Raw genomic sequence first — 17,435 nt, forward strand, 5'->3', positions numbered from 1 at the left:
GTGTGGAGGTGTGCGCTACGGCAGTTCGTAGTTCTCGTCGAGCACGGAACCCTGGTCGGGGTGGTTCTCGTCGTAGCCGTGCGGGTCGCACTGCAGTCCGCCCTTGACGCAGTGGGTGACCATCGCGTCGAGGGTGGCGGCGTCCCACCCGTTCATGAAGTCGTAGTGGAACGAGAAGCCCTTGCCGCTGGCCAGTTTCACCTGCGACATGTCGCCGTTGACCGGCCAGGCCATCTTGAACTCGATCATCGGCAGCGCGACGGGGTGGGAGGCCGGGCAGGAGTTGTAGTTCGCCCCGCCTGCCACCGGGTACGCCATGTGGCTCTTGTGGTCGGGCGTGTCCAGGTGGATGCCGTCCCAGCAACTGGGTGCCTGGAGGCGCAGGTTGAGGTAGGTGTCCCGGCTGGTCGGGCAGTTGGCCGGGAAGTCGAAGTTCTTGAACGACTCGCCGCACTCCCAGCCCTCGACGGTGCCCTTGAGGTTCTTGAACTCGTCCTGGGTCTGCATCGGGCTGCCGACCACGTACCGCAGACCCCTCGGGAAGGGCCGCACGCTGCGGTAGTCGGTGACGCCCGACTTGTAGTAGATGGTCTGGACGCCCTCGGGGAGGATCTTCGTGTCCCCGTTGTACAGGCTCGGCATCCAGTAGCCGGACTTGTCGCCCGGGGCCAGGCAGGTGGTGTCACCCGTCTCCAGCGAGGCGGTGGTGGTGTTCGCGTTCGTTGTGGTGTTGCCCATGAACGTGTGGTCGTGGGACTTGCCGGGCTGCCCCGGGTAGACGATCGGGTCGTCCGGAGCGGTGTGCGTCGGGGCGCACTTGGCCTGGAACTCGTGGAAGTACGCCGACGGCGGGACCTCCGTCGAGGGGGTGACCCCGGTGACCGGCGGGTCGGCCATGATGTAGCCGTCGCCGTCCGGGTCGTCGCCCGACGCCTTGGTGGAAGCCGCCATGCCGGGCATGCCCGGCATGGAGTACGCGGCGTGCTGGGCGTGGGTGCCCGCAGCCGTGGCCGGCGCTTCGGGTGAGGCGTTCGCCGTCGCCGCGATCCCGGCGATCCCCGCCGTGGTCAGCGTCAGCGAGGTGAACAAGAGCAGTCCGGTGAGGGTTCTCGACCTCCGTGGCATGGAGACCTCCTGCTGCGTCGTGGGGGAATGCATGGAGTGGGGAGAGTTGCTTGGGAGAGCGCTCTCCCAACTCCGGAGTGTTCCGCTCCTGACAAGAGCGTGTCAATAGTTGGTGAACGATGGGCCTACGGGGCAGAGGTGTGGGCGCGCGCAGGGTTGCCGCCGGTAACCGGGTCCGGCCTGCGCCGAGTTGTGGATAGTGCGGATGGTTCTGGAGGGACGGACCACGCATTCCGCGGAGCCGGGCGGCCGGTTCGGCAGGTGGCCGAGCCTGTGTCCGGGCAGCCCGGCGCCACCTCGCGCGTCGGCACCGGCTCCGGCGTGAGGCGGCGTCAGCGGAATCAGCCGGAGAACGCCGGCAACTGTCCGGTCGCCTACGCTGCCGAGATGACCGCCGAACTTCCCGCACCGGAACCCGAGCCGCGCGAGCGGCCGCTCCGGCTCGCCGACGACCAGCCGCACCGGGTGACCGGCCTCAGCCCCTCCGGCTCCGCGGCGCGATGACCATCGACGTCCGGCCCTACGCCCCCTTCGACCTGCCCGGCATGTACCGGGTGTGCCTGCGCACCGGCGACTCCGGCCGCGACGCGACGGCGCTCTACCGCGACCCGGACCTGCTCCCGCACGTCTACGCGGGCCCGTACCCGGCGGCCGATCCCGGGCTGACCTTCGTCGCGCACGACGCCCACGGGCTCCTCGGCTATGTCGTCGCCACAGCCGACACCCCCGCCTTCGACGCCTGGCTGGAGGAGAACTGGTGGCCGGGGCTGCGGCACCGCTACCCCGGCCCGCTGGCCACCGACCCGGGTGACGGGTCGCAGGACTGGCGGCGCGTGGCACACATCCACCACCCGGACCCGCCGGAGCCGTACGCGCTGTTCGAACGCTACCCCGCGCATCTCCACATCGACATCCTCCCGCGCGGCCAGGGCACCGGCCTGGGCCGCCGGCTGATGACGACCCTGCTGGAGGCGCTGCGCGAGCGCGGGGTCCGCGGGGTGCACCTGGGGGTCGGCGGCGGCAACCCGGGTGCGCGGGCCTTCTACCTCAAGGTCGGGTTCACGGAGCACGACCGGCAGGAATGGGGATCGGTGATGGTGCGCGACCTGACCCGCTAGCCCGACCCCCGCGCGGCAGCGTCAGCGGACTCACCCGCCCTCCGCGGCCGGGAGCTCAACTCGTGTGCAGCATCAGCCCGATGCCGACCACCATCAGCCCCGCCGCCGCGATCCGCGGTGCACCGAACCGCTCCTTGAAGAACACCGTCCCGATCGCCGCGCCCACGATGATCGAGGACTCGCGCAGCGCCGCGACCGGGGCGAGCGCCGCCCGGGTCTGGGCCCACAGGACGAGGCCGTACGCCGTCACCGACAGGGCGGCGCCGATCAGGCCGCGCACCGCGTACGGGCGGAGCTGGGCGGGGAGCGCGGAGCGGCGGCGGTACAGGGCGTAGAGGGGGATGGCGATGCCCTCCAGGATCATCAGCCATGCGATGTACCCGAGCGAACTGCCCGAGGCGCGCACTCCGACGCCGTCCACCGTCGTGTACCCGGCGATGGCGAGACCGGTGGCGAGCGCGGCCAGGATCGCGGGCCACTGCGGGCGTTTCCCGGCGCCGCGGATGCCCCAGAGGGCCAGCCCGACCAGGCCCGCCGATGCGACCGCGACGCCCGTGGTCGCCCACCCGTCCGGGCGCTCGCCGACGAAGACCGCGGCGAGGACGGTGACCACGAGCGGGGCGGTGCCGCGCGCGATCGGATACATCTGGCCGAAGTCGCCCAGCGTGAACGACCGCATCAGCAGCAGCATGTACGCCACGTGCAGCGCGGCGGAGACGAACAGGTACGGCCAGGCCTCCGCCGCCGGGAACGGCACGAAGCACGCGGCGGCCGCGCCGATCAGCAGACCGCCCCCGGAGATCAGTGTGAAGGAGAGCAACTGGTCCTTGATCGCATGGGCGATGGCGTTCCAGCCGGCATGCGTGAAGGCGGCCGTCAGGACGGCTATGGCGACGAGCGGTGTCACGCGGTCTGCTCACGCACGTCGACCACGGTGCCGCCGGCGTGCCGGATCAGCGTCGCCGGATCGAGCGGGAAGACGGTGTACGGGGTGCCCGCCGCCGCCCACACCACGTCATGGGCGAGCAGCCCGCGGTCCGCGAGCACCCGGGTCCTGGTGCGGTGGCCGAAGGGAGGCACACCCCCGATCGCGTAACCGGTGGCCTCCCGGACCACGTCCGCCCCCGGCCGCCGCACCTTCGCCGCGCCCAGTTCCTGCCGTACGCGCTCCACGTCGACGCGTGAGGAGCCGTCCATCAGGACCAGGACCGGCACCCCGTCGGCCTCGAAGATCAGCGACTTGACGATCTCGCTGAGCGCGCAGCCTAGGGCGGCGGCCGCCTCGGCGGCGGTGCGGGTGGCGTCCGGGAAGCGGCGGATCTCGACGTCGAGGCCGAGCTCGCGCAGCGCTTCGGCGAACCGGGGGTGAGCGGCGGCGGAGTCGGAACCCGCCGGAGTGCTGGTGTCGGAAGTGCTCATGGCCTGCACGCTATCGGCCGTGATCCGGGTCGCGCGAACGGGTTCCGGCGGTCACGGTCCCGCGCGCAGGACCTCCGCGACGACCGGGCCCGCGGCGGTCCCGCCGTGGCCGCCGGACTGGACGAGGGCCGCCGCCGCGAGGTCGTTGCTGAATCCGGTGAACCAGCTGTCGGAGGTGGCGTGTCCGTCGATCTCGGCGGAGCCGGTCTTGCCGCCCTTGTTCTCGCCCACGTTCGCCATGGCGGCGGTCGCGGTGCCCTCGCCGCTGGTCGCGGTGTAGTGCAGCATCTCCTTCAGCTGCGCCGAGACCCCGCCAGGCAGCGGGCTCGCCTTGGCGAAGGTCCGGTTGTCCAGGCTCTGCGGGACGATGTAGGGCTGAAGGAAACGGCCGTTGACGGCGGTGGCGGTGATGGACGCCATGTTCAGCGGGTTCATCTGGATCTTGCCCTGGCCGATGAACGACGCGGCGGTCTCCGCGCCTTGTGACGGGGGCACCTCGCCGTCCCAGGTCGGGATGCCGGTCTGCCAGTCGCGGCCTATCCCGAAGTACTGCGAGGCCTCGTTGCCGAGCGCCGTGTCCCGCTTGGCGCCGCCCAGCGGCAGGATCGGCTTGATGAAGGCCGTGTTGCAGGACCTGGCGAAGGCCCGCTTCAGGGTGGGGCCGTCCGTCATCGAGAAGTCGTCCAGGTTGTGGAAGGTCACGCCCTCCCAGGGCACGGTTGAAGGGCATGCGACCGGCGAGTTCGCGCTGCCCAGACCGTTCTGGATGATCATCGCGGCCGTCACGATCTTCATCGTCGAGCCGGGGGCGACCTTGGCCAGCCGGGCCGCGTCGAAGCCGTCCGCCCGGTTGTTGGCGATGGCCCGGATCGCACCGCTCGACGGTTCCACCGCCACCACGGACGACTTCTCGTACTTCTTCACCGCACTCTCCGCCGCCGCCTGCACGTTCGCGTCCAGCGTGGTCGGGACCCGCCCCGGCTTCCCCTTCACCAGGGTCAGCAGCGTCTTGTCCGCGCCGTCGGCGTTCGCGCTGTTGATCCAGGTCTCGACGCCGATCGTGCCCCCGGCCTTCTGGCCGTACTTCTTGCGCAGCTCGTCCAGGATGCCGCCGAGCGAGGGGTACTTGTCCTTGGTGAGCACCTTGCCGCTGCGGTCGACCGCCTCGATCGACGCCGTCTTCGACTCGCCGGTCTCCAGCGACTCGCCCCTGCCGAGGTCCGGGTGGATGACGGAGGGCAGCCAGTCGACGAGCGCCTTGCCCGTGGTCAGTCCGCGCACCACGGTCAGCTCGGAGGCGTACGACCAGGACTTCGTCGCGCCCTTGTAGGAGACCGTCGCCTTGACCGTGTACGGCACCTTCGAGCCGGTCGCCGGGCCGGGAGTGATCACGGCCTTGGTGACGTGGGCCGATTCGCTGTAGCCGGCCAGCGCGGGTTCGGCGTCGCCCTTGTTGTTGGTGAGCTCGGACGCGACCAGCGAGTCGCCCTTCGCCCACGCCGCGAGGAATTTCTTCGACGTGTCGGCTATCTCGTCCTTCGTGACCGGACCCGTCTTCACCTCGGACGAGGTGGCCTTGGTGTCCGTGCCGCCCCCGACACCGCTGTCGCCGAGCCCGTCCAGGACGTTGTACGCCCCGTAGCCCACCCCGCCGACCACGACGGCGAACACCCCGCCGATGACGGCGACCTTCACTCCACTGCGCATCCCTGCAGTCCCCCTCCCCAGGAGGCCCCCTTGAACATGTTCAAGGGGGCTGTTCGGGGAACTTTACGGGACTGCCGTGACGGCCGAGCCGGTTGTTATCGGAATGCGATCCGTCATGGCGTGAACAGACCGGTCAAATCCAGGTATCCAGCCACATGCGGTCCCGCCAGGAATCCTCGGGAATCGCGGTTCCGGTATACAGCGGCCAGAAGTAGATGAAATTCCAGACAATCAACAGGACCAGTACGCCGGCCGCGACAGCCCCCAAAGTCCGGCGCCGTTCACCCGAGGGATCACCCTTCGCCAGACCCAGTTCGTGTTTCGTCCCGGTGCCCGCCGCCGGGCCCAGCATCGCGCCGATCATCATCGAGACCGCGAGACACAGGAAGGGGACGAACACGACCGCGTAGAAAAGGAAAATGGTGCGTTCCTGGTAGAGGAACCACGGCACCCAGCCCGCCGCCACCCCGCAGGCGATCGCGCCCGCCCGCCAGTCGCGGCGGAAGATCCAGCGCCACAGCACGTAGAGCAGCGCGAAGCACGCGGCCCACCACAGCAGCGGGGTGCCGATCGCCAGCACCTCGCGCGCGCACTTGCCGGTCGAGGACTCGGTGCAGCCGTTCTGCTCCTCGTAGAAGTACGAGACGGGCCTGCCCAGCACGATCCAGCTCCATGGATTGGACTGGTAGGTGTGACCGGACGTCAGGTTCACATGGAAGTCGTAGACCTGGTTCTCGTAGTGCCACAGGCTGCGCAGCCAGTCCGGCAGCCAGGTCCAGTTGCCGCCCTTGCCGTCGGTCGTCGCCCAGTCCCGGTAGTAGCCGTGCCGGTCCGGGTCGTCGTGGATGATCCAGCCGGTCCACGAGGCGAGGTAGGTGAGGACCGCGACCGGCACCGTGGAGACGAACGCCGGCACCAGATCCCGCTTCAGCACCGCCACGTACGGCTGCACCGCGCCCGCCGTCCGGCGCGCGCCCGCGTCCCAGAACACCGTCATCAGGCCGAACGCGACCATGATGTACAGCCCGTTCCACTTGGTGGCGAAGGCCAGTCCCAGTGAGATCCCGGCGGCGATCCGCCACGGGCGCCAGCCGAGCCGCAGCCCCTCCGCCACCCCGGCGTCCGGCCGCAGCACGCCGTCCTCGTCGACCGGCAGCGCGGCCGCGAGCCGCCGCCTCGCCCAGTCCCGGTCGATCAGCAGACAGCCGAACGAGGCCAGCACGAAGAACATCAGCACCAGGTCGAGCAGCGCGGTGCGGCTCATCACGAAGTGCAGCCCGTCCACCGCGAGCAGCGCGCCCGCCAGACAGCCCAGGAACGTCGAGCGGAACAGCCGGCGGCCGATCCGGCACAGCATCAGCACCGACAGCGTGCCGAGCACCGCGACCATGAACCGCCAGCCGAACGGTGTGAACCCGAAGATCTGCTCACCGATCCCGATGATCCACTTGCCGACCGGCGGGTGCACCACATAGCCGGGATCCACCGGGATCTTCACCCGCGACGGATCGTTCAGGATCAGCTTGTCGACGTCCTTGGGCCACGAGCCCTCGTACCCCTGGTTGATGAGCGCCCAGGAGTCCTTCGCGTAGTACGTCTCGTCGAATATCACCGCGTGCGGGCTGCCGAGGTTCCAGAACCGCAGCACCCCGGCGACCGCCGCCACCAGCAGCGGACCGCCCCACGCCGACCAGCGCAGCAGCCGGTCCGCGAGCAGCGGGGGCACCCCGAGCACCGCCCACAGCTGGCTCCCCGGGCGGGTGTACGGCGGAACCAGCCGCTCGCGCAGCCCGATTCCGGGGCGCGGGGCATGGCCGAAGCGGCGCAGCCGCTGCTGCCAGGAAGTCGGCTCCGGGCCGTGCTCTTCCCCGGCGTCTTGGCCCTGCCGGGCTTCGGGCGCAGTACTCGTCACCGCGCCATCGTAGGGAACGCATCTGTGCGAGCGCCGTCGCCCGGGCTGGGAGTATGGACGTTGTGACTGGAACGACTGGAACGCTGGTACTCGCAGGGACCCCCATCGGCGATGTGGCGGACGCCCCGCCACGCCTCGCCGCCGAACTGGAGACGGCCGATGTCGTCGCCGCCGAGGACACCCGCCGGCTGCGCCGGCTGACCCAGGCGCTGGGCATCCACACCTCGGGGCGCGTCGTCTCCTACTTCGAGGGCAACGAGTCCGCCCGTACGCCCGAACTCGTCGAGGCGCTGCTCGGCGGCGCCCGCGTGCTGCTGGTGACGGACGCCGGGATGCCGTCCGTCTCCGACCCCGGCTACCGGCTGGTCGCCGCGGCCGTGGAGAAGGACATCAAGGTCACCGCGGTGCCGGGCCCCTCGGCGGTGCTCACCGCCCTCGCCCTGTCCGCGCTGCCGGTGGACCGGTTCTGCTTCGAGGGCTTCCTGCCGCGCAAGGCCGGTGAGCGGCTCGGCAAGCTCCGCGAGGTCGCCGACGAGCGCCGCACCATGGTCTTCTTCGAGGCCCCGCACCGGCTCGACGACACCCTCGCCGCGATGGCCGAGGTCTTCGGCGCCGAGCGGCGCGCCGCCGTGTGCCGGGAGCTGACCAAGACGTACGAGGAAGTGAAGCGCGGCCCGCTGGGCGAACTGGCGGTCTGGGCTGCCGACGGCGTGCGCGGCGAGATCACCGTCGTCGTCGAGGGCGCGGCCGACTCCGGGGCCGAGGATCTGGACGCCGATGAGCTGGTGCGCAGGGTGCAGGTGCGCGAGGAGGCGGGGGAGCGGCGCAAGGAGGCGATCGCCGCCGTGGCCGCCGCCGCGGGGCTTCCCAAACGCGAGGTGTTCGACGCGGTCGTCGCAGCAAAGAATGCGGCTCGGACCGGCCCAGCGGACGGCAAAGGACTATCGTGAAAGGCAAAGCGCGAGCCGCGTTCCGGCCCCATTTGCCACGAGAAGGCCAAATCCGCTCCAACACTCGACAGGGCCCGGTGCGCTCCCGCCGGTAAAGGCGTCCACTGGATCCAGGACGCATTCTCCGGAGTGCTTGTCCGGCGGACAAGAGGAGCAGGCATGAGCGAGATCGCAGCAACCACCGTGCACGAGGCGTATGCCTTCGCCTGCATGAGGTGCGGACACGGCTGGGAACAGGCCTACGAAATAGAGCACCACGTCGACGCCTCCAACAACGCATTCGTGGTCTACAAGGCGGACGGCGAGCGTGTGCCGTCCCCACTGTCCACGCCCACCTGCACGAACTGCGGCGGGCACGTCGTACGGATCATGCGGGCCGGCCGGGTCTCGACGGTGCAGCAACTGCTCCAGAACCGCCGCCCCGCCGACGCCGAGGCACGGGACGGGGAGAACGCCGACCCCGTGGCGGCCACCGCCGCCCCGGCCGGGGACCACCACTGGCACCTCTCCGACCTGCTGCATCCCTTCCACCGCAAGTGACGGAAGGGCCCGTGGCCGCGGCCTCGTACGATCGTGGCCATGAGCCGTACCGAAGCCCCGCCGCTGCCCGAGCCCCTACGGGTGCCGGTCGCCGATTCGCACACCCACCTGGACATGCAGGACGGCACCGTCGAGGAGGGCCTGGCCAGGGCCGCCGCGGTGAACGTGACGACCGTGGTCCAGGTGGGCTGCGACGTGAAGGGCTCGCGCTGGGCCGCCGAGACCGCGGCCGCGCACCCCAGCGTGCACGCGGCGGTGGCCCTGCATCCCAACGAGGCGCCGCGCATCGTGCACGGGGATCCGGACGGCTGGTCGCGGCAGGGCGCGCGCGAGGGGGGCGGGGCGGCCGCACTCCAGGACGCCCTCGCCGAGATCGACGCCCTGGCCGCGCTGGACCACGTACGCGCCGTCGGCGAGACCGGACTCGACTACTTCCGGACCGGGCCCGAGGGCATGGCCGCCCAGGAGGAGTCCTTCCGGGCCCACATCGAGATCGCCAAGCGGCACGGCAAGGCGCTCGTCATCCACGATCGCGAGGCGCACGCCGATGTGCTGCGCATCCTCGCGGACGCGGGCGCCCCGGAGCGGACCGTCTTCCACTGCTACTCCGGCGACGCCGACATGGCCCGGATCTGCGCGGACGCCGGGTACTTCATGTCGTTCGCCGGCAACATGACGTTCAAGAACGCCCAGCCGCTGCGCGACGCCCTGGCCGTCGCCCCCGCCGAACTGGTCCTGGTCGAGACGGACGCCCCCTTCCTCACCCCCGCCCCGTACCGCGGACGGCCTAACGCGCCGTATCTGATTCCGGTCACGCTGCGCGCCATGGCGGCCGTCAGGGGAGTCGACGAGGACACCCTGGCGGCGGCGATCGCCGAGAACACCGCGCGCGCGTTCGACTACTGACCGGCTGCCGGGCGAGCGCCGGCCCGATGTCGCCACACTGTGTAGTCGCAACGCTTTGGAGAGTGACGCATCCCTCCGCTATCGTCCCGGGCGCGCAAGAGTGAGCCGGCCGGTACGGATCTTCTGGAGCGAGCGTCGTGAGCAATTCGCAGGGCAGTCACCGTGCAGCACGCGGCAGGGGGCGTACGGCGGCCGCCGGGACGCGCGGGCCCGCCACCGTCGTGGTACCGGCGCCGTCCCCCGTACCCCCGCACGAGGAACTGACGCTCGCCGCGTGGCCGCTCCGCACCGCGACCGTCGTCGACCTGAAGGCGGCACCCGGCCTCACCGCCGCCGGCCGCGCCGCGCAGGCCCCCACGCTCACCGCACCCCTGGCACCGGCGCCCGGCGGGCGGGCCGGGACCCGGCGGGCCGCACGGCGCAGACGGGTCTCCGTCGGGCCCGAGCAACTGCGCCGCCTGGTCCCGCAGGCCCTCGTCGTCGCCTTCCTGGCGGGCGGCACGACCGCGTTCGTCGCCGAGGACAAGGCGGTGACGCTGGACGTCGACGGGGAGCCCCGCACCCTGCACACCTTCGCGGACGACGTCGGCGAACTCCTCGCCGAACAGGGCGTCGACGCGGCCGCGGCCGCCGAGGTCTCCCCGGCCCCCGGCACCCCGATCGGCGACGGCGACGTGGTCACCGTCGGCGGCCCGCGCCCGGTGACCCTCACCCTCGACGGGGTGCGGCGCCGGGTCTGGACCTCCGAGCACACCGTCGGGGCCGCCCTGCGCCGGCTCGGCGTGCGGGCCGACGGCGCCTACCTCTCCGTCTCCCGGGCCGCGCCGATCGGCCGCACCGGGCTGACCCTGGACGTACGCACCGAGCGCACCGTCACCGTGATGGCCGACGGCCGCGAGCACACCGTCCGCACCAACGCCGCCACCGTCCGCGAGGCGGTCGCCCGGGCCGGTGTCGCCCTGCACGGCGAGGACACCACGTCGGTGGCCCCGGAGAGCTTCCCGCGCGACGGCCAGACCGTCTCGGTGCTGCGGATCACCACCGCCCGGGTGGTGCGCGAGGAACTGCTGCCGTACGCCGTGGAACGCACCGGGGACGACGGCCTGCCCACCGGCACCGAGGTGGTCGAGCGCGAGGGGCGGGACGGCTCGCGCCGGGTGATGTACGCGCTGCGGACCGTCAACGGCGTCCGGCAGAAACCCCGGGAGCTGGCCACCGAGGTCGTACGGGAGCCGGTCAGCCGGATCGTGAAGGCCGGCACCGGGCCACGCACCACCGGGAAGCTGTACGTCCGGCCGGGAGCGCGGCCGTAGGCTTGACGGGTGAGCACCACAGAGCCCGACGCCCTCCTGGGCCCCGCAGACATCCGCGAACTGGCCGCGACGCTGGGCGTACGCCCCACCAAGCAGCGCGGCCAGAACTTCGTCATCGACGCCAACACGGTCCGCCGGATCGTGCGCACCGCGGAGGTCCGCCCCGATGACGTGGTGGTCGAGGTCGGCCCCGGTCTGGGCTCGCTGACCCTGGCGCTGCTGGAGGCGGCCGACCGCGTCGTCGCCGTCGAGATCGACGACGTGCTGGCGAGTGCCCTGCCGGCCACGGTCGCGGCCCGGATGCCGGAGCGCGCCGACCGGTTCGCCCTCGTCCACTCCGACGCGATGCTCGTACGGGAGCTGCCGGGACCGCCGCCGACCGCGCTGGTCGCCAACCTTCCGTACAACGTCGCCGTGCCCGTGCTGCTCACCATGCTCGACCGCTTCCCCAGCATCGAGCGGACCCTCGTCATGGTGCAGGCCGAGGTCGCCGACCGGCTGGCCGCCAGGCCCGGCAACAAGGTCTACGGAGTGCCGTCGGTGAAGGCCAACTGGTACACCGACGTCAAGCGCGCCGGCTCCATCGGCCGCAAGGTCTTCTGGCCCGCGCCGAACGTCGACTCCGGGCTCGTCTCGCTGGTGCGCCGGAGCGAGCCCGTCGCGACGACGGCGAGCAAGGCCGAGGTCTTCGCGGTCGTCGACGCCGCCTTCGCCCAGCGCCGCAAGACGCTGCGGGCCGCCCTGGCCGGCTGGGCGGGCTCCGCGCCCGCCGCCGAAGCCGCCCTGGTCGCGGCCGGCATCTCGCCGCAGGCCCGCGGCGAGGCACTGACGGTCGAGGAGTTCGCCGCCATCGCCGAGAACAAGCCCACCGGGGACGTCCCCGCCGCCAACGAGTCCGCCGGGAGTGCCGAGTGAGCGTCACCGTCCGGGTACCCGCCAAGGTCAACGTCCAGCTCGCGGTCGGTGCCGCGCGCCCCGACGGCTTCCACGACCTGGCCAACCTCTTCCTCGCCGTCGGTCTGTACGACGAGGTCACCGTCACCCCGGCCGAGGGGCTGCGCATCACCTGCTCGGGGCCCGACGCCGCCCAGGTCCCCCTGGACGCCACCAACCTCGCCGCCCGTGCCGCGGCCGCGCTGGCCGGGCGGCACGGCATCACGCCCGATGTGCACATCCACATCGCCAAGGACATCCCCGTCGCGGGCGGCATGGCGGGCGGCAGCGCCGACGGCGCCGGCGCCCTGCTGGCCTGCGACGCGCTCTGGTCCACCGGCGCCTCGCGCGACGAGCTCCTCGCGATCTGCGCCGAGCTGGGCAGCGACGTGCCGTTCAGCCTGGTCGGCGGGGCGGCCCTCGGGGTCGGCCGCGGTGAGCGGCTGACGCCGGTCGAGGTCGGCGGCACCTTCCACTGGGTGTTCGCGGTCGCCGACGGCGGCCTCTCCACCCCGGCCGTCTACCGCGAGTTCGACCGGCTCACGGCCGGCACGCAGGTGCCCGTGCCCGCCGCCTCACCCGCGCTGCTGGAGGCGCTGCGGACCGGTGACGCCGCCACCCTGGCCGGGGCGCTGAGCAACGACCTCCAGGCCCCGGCCCTGTCGCTGCGGCCCTCGCTGGCAGGCACCCTGGCCGCGGGCACCACCGCGGGCGCCCTGGCCGCGCTGGTCTCGGGCTCCGGCCCGACCACCGCGTTCCTCACCGAGGACGAGGCGTCGGCCCGTAAGGTCGCCGACGCGCTGACCGCCTCCGGGACCTGCCGCACCGCCCGGATCGCCGCGTCCCCGGCCCCGGGCGCCACGATCCTCTGACCGGAAGCGCGGCGGGGTGTGCGGTCCGGCTCAGCCGAGCCGCACGCTCCGCTCCGCCAGCTCGAAGGCCGGCAGCATCCCCTGGTGCTCCTGCGCGTCCAGCCCGCCCAGATGCACCACGACCGGTCCGTCCGGGGTGGCGACGGCGAAGGCCCGGGCCGGGCGCGACTCCTCCATGACCTTGCTGTAGACGGTGTAGCCCACCTCGGTCACGGCGAGCTTCCCGGCCGTCGTCTCCTTGTACGTGATCTTCGAGGCGTTCTCGTCGGCCTTCACGAAGCCCTCCAGCGCCTGGCGCGGGGTGCCGGCCTTGCCGTCGCCCTGCCACACCCGCAGGAACCCGATGTGCCCGGCGGGCTTCGCGTCGATCTCGCAGACCATGGCGACCGGGCCCTGCCGGCTGAACGCGGCGAACTCCGAGCCCGGCTCGTCCGCCACCACGGCCTTCGCCTTCCAGTGCTGCGCCAGATCGAAGACGACGGGCAGCTCGCACCCGGAACCGGAGCCCCCGACCGTGCCCCCCTTGGCCGCGGAGCCCCCGGCCGTCTTCCCCGCCGCCGTGCCGCCCGGCTTCGTGTCCACCCGCGCACCGCCGCCGGACTCCGACGAACAGCCGGTCAGCGCCACGGCCGCCAGCAGGACGGGCGCCAGCCCGCGTACCGCCATACCTGTCATGAAGTTCCCCACCCCGGTGGAATTCGGGCCCGCCCCCGGGCCTTGATCATTTCGGGCAAGGTACCGCACAGCGGCGGCCGTGAGGCCGCTCGTACGGGAGTCCGCGCCACGGCGACTACGCTGGAGGTCAGTGTTCTCCTTCGAGCTGGAGCGTTTGTGGCCGTCAACCTCGTCAATGTCGAGCAGGTCAGCAAGGTGTACGGCACCCGTGCGCTGCTCGACGGTGTGTCCCTCGGTGTGTCCGAGGGGGACCGGATCGGTGTCGTCGGCCGTAACGGAGACGGCAAGACGACCCTCATCCGGATGCTCGCCAAGCTGGAGGAGGCGGACACCGGCCGCGTCACCCACAACGGCGGACTGCGCCTCGGTGTCCTGACCCAGCACGACTCGCTCGACCCGCAGGCCACCATCCGGCACGAGGTCATCGGCGATCTCGCCGACCACGAGTGGGCGGGCAGCGCCAAGATCCGCGATGTGCTGACCGGACTCTTCGGCGGTCTCGACCTGGCCGGCTTCGAGCAGGGCCTGGACACCGTCATCGCCCCGCTCTCCGGTGGCGAACGCCGCCGGATCGCGCTCGCCAAGCTGCTCATCGCCGAACAGGACCTGATCGTCCTCGACGAGCCGACCAACCACCTCGACGTCGAGGGCATCTCCTGGCTGGCCGGCCATCTGCGCGCCCGCCGCTCCGCCCTGGTCTGCGTCACCCACGACCGGTGGTTCCTCGACCAGGTCTGCACCCGCATGTGGGACGTCCAGCGCGGCACGGTCCACGAGTACGAGGGCGGCTACAGCGACTACGTCTTCGCCCGCGCCGAGCGCGAGCGGATCGCCGCCACCGAGGAGGGCAAGCGGCAGAACCTGATGCGCAAGGAGCTGGCCTGGCTGCGGCGCGGCGCCCCCGCCCGTACGTCCAAGCCGCGCTACCGCATCGAGGCGGCCAACGAGCTGATCGCCGATGTGCCGCCGCCGCGCGACACCAGCGCGCTGATGAAGTTCGCCAACGCCCGGCTCGGCAAGACCGTCTTCGACCTGGAGGACGTGACCGTCCAGGCCGGCCCCAAGACGCTGCTCACCCACCTCACCTGGCAGCTCGGTCCCGGCGACCGCATCGGCCTGGTCGGGGTCAACGGCGCGGGCAAGACCTCGCTGCTGCGGGCGCTGGAACAGGCGGCCCGCACCCAGGGCGACGCGCAGCCCGCCGCCGGGAAGATCGTCGTCGGCAAGACCGTGAAGCTGGCCTACCTCTCCCAGGAGGTCGCGGAGCTCAACCCGAACCTCCGGGTGCTGGAGGCCGTGCAGCAGGTGCGCGACCGGGTCGACCTCGGCAAGGGCCGGGAGATGACCGCGGGCCAGCTCTGCGAGCAGTTCGGCTTCTCCAAGGAGAAGCAGTGGACGCCGGTCGGGGACCTCTCCGGTGGTGAGCGGCGCCGGCTCCAGATCCTGCGCCTGCTGATGGACGAGCCGAACGTCCTCTTCCTCGACGAGCCCACCAACGACCTCGACATCGAGACCCTGACCCAGCTGGAGGACCTGCTCGACGGCTGGCCCGGGTCGATGATCGTGATCTCCCACGACCGGTTCTTCATCGAGCGGACCACGGACCGGGTGCTGGCGCTCCTGGGCGACAAGTCGCTGCGGATGCTGCCGCGCGGCATCGACGAGTACCTGGAGCGCAGGCTGCAGATGGCCGGCGCCGCCGTGCCCGCCGCACCCGCCGCCTCCAACCGGGCCGAGACCCCGGCCGTGCCGGCCGTCTCGCCGCAGGAGGCGCGCGCGGCGAAGAAGGAGCTGCAGAAGGTCGAGCGTCAGCTCGACAAGATGTCGACCCGCGAGACGACGCTGCACGCCCAGATCGCCGACAACGCCACGGACTTCGAGAAGGTCGCGAAGCTCGACGCCGAACTGCGCGAACTGGTCTCGGAGCGCGATGTGCTGGAGATGCGCTGGCTGGAGCTGGCCGAGGACGCCTGACCGTCCGGCCCAACTGATGTGACTGGTGCGGCCGGTGAGGCCCGTGGGGCGGGTGGTAGAAAGTAGCCCTGCCCACGCGGCAGCCGAACCGCGTCGCCTCACCGGCCGTCACGCGGCAACGCACCAGCACATCAGCAGAACAGGGGGACGGGCCGATGAGCCAGCCGCCCGGACAGCAGCCGCCGCAGGGCGGGTTCGGAGCTCCTTACGACCCGCCGCCCGGGGCGTACCCGCCCGCCGCCGGTCCGTACCACCAGCCAGGCCCCTACGGGCAGCAGCCGCAGCCGGGATACGGATACGGCTACCCGCCCCACATGCCTCCCGGACAGCAGCCGACCGGGCAGCAGCCGCCGCAGCCCGGCGGTCCGCGGCCCGGCGGCCGGTTCCGCGGCCGGAGCGGCCGGGTCGTCGGTGCCGCGCTCGCGGTGGTGCTCCTGGCCGGCGGCGGCATCTGGTACGCCACCGGCCCGGACGGCGGCAGCGGGAAGCCCGCGGCCGGCGGTCACAGCTCCGCAGCGCCGGCCCCCGCCCCCACCGGGAGCGGGCAGCAGGGCACGGCCGACGGCGACTCCGGGATCAGCCCCGACGCCGAGGCGGAAGCCGTCAACGAGCAGCTGAAGCCGGGGGAGTCGAAGGTCGGCTGGCTCCAGAAGGGCGGCGTCGACCTGCCGCGCAACGGCTCGGACGTGTTCGGTCCGTGGATCGTCGGCGACACCGTCGTCAAGGCGATGTACCGCACGGTGTCCGGCTATTCGGTCGCCGACGGCACCCGGAAGTGGAGCCTGCGGCTGCCGGCCACGGTGTGCGCGGCCCCCTCGCAGGCGACCGCCGACGGCAGGATCGTCCTCGGTATCGAAGGCAGTACGGCGTCCGACGCGTCCTGCGACAACGTCCAGATGGTCGACCTCACGACGGGCAGGGCAGGCTGGCGCAAGGAGTTCGTCCGCACGGGCGCCTGGGACGGGCTCTCCGACGTCGCGATGGCGATCAACGGGGACACCGTGACCGTGGGCCGCACCAGCAGGACCGATGCCTTCCGGGTCAGCGACGGCAAGGTGGTGTTCGGGAAACTCCCGGGCAACTGCCAGCCGTTCGGCTTCGCCAGCGGCCCGGTCGCGGTCGCCGCGACCAGCTGTCAGACCGCTGCGGACGACCACAAGGAACAGCAGGTGCAGCGGATCGACCCCGCCACCGGCAAGGTCCGGTGGACGTACAAGGTGAAGAAGGGCTGGCAGGTCGACCGGTTCTACTCGGCCGATCCGCTGGTCGTCTCGCTGAAGCAGCCCGAGAAGTGGGCCATCCTCGTGCTCAACTCCGACGGCACCTACCGCACCCAGCTCTCCGGCGGGCCCGGTGACTACGGGCCCAAGTGCGACGACGACCTGATGACCCTGGGCAAGAACCTCGACAACTGCATGGGCGTCGCCGCCGACGCGAACACGTTCTACCTGCCGACCAAGGTGGTCCCGGGCAAGAAGGGGGACCGCAACAAGGTCGTCGCCTTCGACCTGACCACCGGCAAGCCCCGGTGGACGGCCGACTCCCCCGTGGGACAGCCGGTCATGCCGATGCGGACGGAGGCCGGCAAGCTGCTGATGTACGCGGCGCCGGCCAGGAACAGGGGCGGCGCCATCCTCTCCCTCCCGGCCACCGGCGGCACCCCGCGGACGGTGCAGCGCCACCCCGCGGCGGGATCCTCCATGGAGCGCGGGTTCTTCGATCCACGCGTCCTCTACACGGGCGGCCGCACCCTCCTCATGCAGACGAGGATCAGCGGCATCACCGACGGGGACGAGATCGAGATGCGGTCGATGGTGGCGTTCGGCCCGTGACCGCGGGTTGTCGCGAGCGGCACGTCTGACGGCTCCTTAGGCGTAACGGCGGCATCACGGGGCGGTTCTCCCTTGGGAACAAGGGGTGGACCGAACCGGAGCCCGTGGTGGGCCGGGTGGTAGAAAGAAGCCCCGCTCGACTGTCGTGACACTGCGGGA

Annotated in this window: 14 protein-coding genes and 1 pseudogene; 9 read left to right on the plus strand and 6 right to left on the minus strand. The window is 71.8% G+C overall.

Annotated elements, in window-relative coordinates; genetic code table 11:
- Nucleotides 1-15: 15 nt before the first annotated feature.
- The gene (locus OG521_23470) at nucleotides 16-1,125 is read right to left on the minus strand and encodes a DUF1996 domain-containing protein (GenBank protein WUW23571.1); all 1,110 of its coding nucleotides are present in this window, start codon (nucleotides 1,123-1,125) and stop codon (nucleotides 16-18) included.
- 500 nt (nucleotides 1,126-1,625) lie between these two features.
- Between OG521_23470 and OG521_23475 the strand changes: the two genes are divergently transcribed.
- The gene (locus OG521_23475) at nucleotides 1,626-2,243 is read left to right on the plus strand and encodes a GNAT family N-acetyltransferase (GenBank protein ID WUW23572.1); all 618 of its coding nucleotides are present in this window, start codon (nucleotides 1,626-1,628) and stop codon (nucleotides 2,241-2,243) included.
- 55 nt (nucleotides 2,244-2,298) lie between these two features.
- Here OG521_23475 and OG521_23480 read toward each other — a convergent pair whose 3' ends face one another.
- The 4 genes from OG521_23480 to OG521_23495 form a co-directional block, all read right to left on the minus strand.
- The gene (locus OG521_23480) at nucleotides 2,299-3,150 is read right to left on the minus strand and encodes an EamA family transporter (GenBank protein ID WUW23573.1); all 852 of its coding nucleotides are present in this window, start codon (nucleotides 3,148-3,150) and stop codon (nucleotides 2,299-2,301) included.
- Nucleotides 3,147-3,662, minus strand: a complete 516-nt coding sequence (locus OG521_23485) for a YbaK/EbsC family protein (GenBank protein WUW23574.1) — start codon at nucleotides 3,660-3,662, stop codon at nucleotides 3,147-3,149. The genes OG521_23480 and OG521_23485 overlap by 4 nt, the downstream gene beginning before the upstream one ends.
- 51 nt (nucleotides 3,663-3,713) lie before the next feature.
- Nucleotides 3,714-5,369 (minus strand): penicillin-binding transpeptidase domain-containing protein, encoded by a 1,656-nt coding sequence (locus tag OG521_23490; protein ID WUW23575.1) that lies wholly within the window; start codon nucleotides 5,367-5,369, stop codon nucleotides 3,714-3,716.
- 133 nt (nucleotides 5,370-5,502) lie between these two features.
- The gene (locus OG521_23495) at nucleotides 5,503-7,281 is read right to left on the minus strand and encodes a phospholipid carrier-dependent glycosyltransferase (GenBank protein ID WUW23576.1); all 1,779 of its coding nucleotides are present in this window, start codon (nucleotides 7,279-7,281) and stop codon (nucleotides 5,503-5,505) included.
- Between the two features lie 53 nt (nucleotides 7,282-7,334).
- On the opposite strand from OG521_23495, the gene rsmI reads away from it, so the two are divergent.
- From rsmI to OG521_23525, 6 genes and pseudogenes are all read left to right on the plus strand, one after another.
- Complete coding sequence (gene rsmI / locus OG521_23500; protein WUW23577.1) at nucleotides 7,335-8,231, plus strand: 16S rRNA (cytidine(1402)-2'-O)-methyltransferase; 897 nt, start codon at nucleotides 7,335-7,337, stop codon at nucleotides 8,229-8,231.
- A gap of 159 nt (nucleotides 8,232-8,390) precedes the next feature.
- Entirely contained in the window at nucleotides 8,391-8,771 is a 381-nt protein-coding gene (locus tag OG521_23505; GenBank protein ID WUW23578.1) for a hypothetical protein, read from the plus strand.
- A gap of 39 nt (nucleotides 8,772-8,810) precedes the next feature.
- Nucleotides 8,811-9,677, plus strand: a complete 867-nt coding sequence (locus OG521_23510; protein ID WUW23579.1) for a TatD family hydrolase — start codon at nucleotides 8,811-8,813, stop codon at nucleotides 9,675-9,677.
- A gap of 449 nt (nucleotides 9,678-10,126) precedes the next feature.
- Nucleotides 10,127-10,948 (plus strand): annotated as a pseudogene (locus OG521_23515) (ubiquitin-like domain-containing protein).
- 51 nt (nucleotides 10,949-10,999) lie between these two features.
- Nucleotides 11,000-11,905, plus strand: a complete 906-nt coding sequence (gene rsmA / locus OG521_23520) for a 16S rRNA (adenine(1518)-N(6)/adenine(1519)-N(6))-dimethyltransferase RsmA (GenBank protein WUW23580.1) — start codon at nucleotides 11,000-11,002, stop codon at nucleotides 11,903-11,905.
- Nucleotides 11,902-12,795, plus strand: a complete 894-nt coding sequence (locus OG521_23525; protein WUW23581.1) for a 4-(cytidine 5'-diphospho)-2-C-methyl-D-erythritol kinase — start codon at nucleotides 11,902-11,904, stop codon at nucleotides 12,793-12,795. The genes rsmA and OG521_23525 overlap by 4 nt, the downstream gene beginning before the upstream one ends.
- A gap of 30 nt (nucleotides 12,796-12,825) precedes the next feature.
- On the opposite strand, the gene OG521_23530 is transcribed toward OG521_23525, so the two are convergent.
- Nucleotides 12,826-13,470 carry a lipoprotein gene (locus OG521_23530; GenBank protein ID WUW23582.1) on the minus strand — a complete coding sequence of 215 codons (645 nt, stop codon included), beginning with the start codon at nucleotides 13,468-13,470 and terminating at the stop codon, nucleotides 12,826-12,828.
- Between the two features lie 156 nt (nucleotides 13,471-13,626).
- Here OG521_23530 and OG521_23535 point away from each other — a divergent pair, with 156 nt between their 5' ends.
- Both OG521_23535 and OG521_23540 read left to right on the plus strand, forming a co-directional pair.
- Nucleotides 13,627-15,444, plus strand: a complete 1,818-nt coding sequence (locus OG521_23535; GenBank protein ID WUW23583.1) for an ABC-F family ATP-binding cassette domain-containing protein — start codon at nucleotides 13,627-13,629, stop codon at nucleotides 15,442-15,444.
- Between the two features lie 155 nt (nucleotides 15,445-15,599).
- On the plus strand, nucleotides 15,600-17,276 hold the full coding sequence (locus tag OG521_23540) for a PQQ-like beta-propeller repeat protein (protein ID WUW23584.1): 1,677 nt from the start codon (nucleotides 15,600-15,602) through the stop codon (nucleotides 17,274-17,276).
- The last annotated feature ends 159 nt before the right edge of the window (nucleotides 17,277-17,435 follow it).

The organism is Streptomyces sp. NBC_01463 (genome assembly GCA_036227345.1).
GTDB lineage: Bacteria > Actinomycetota > Actinomycetes > Streptomycetales > Streptomycetaceae > Streptomyces.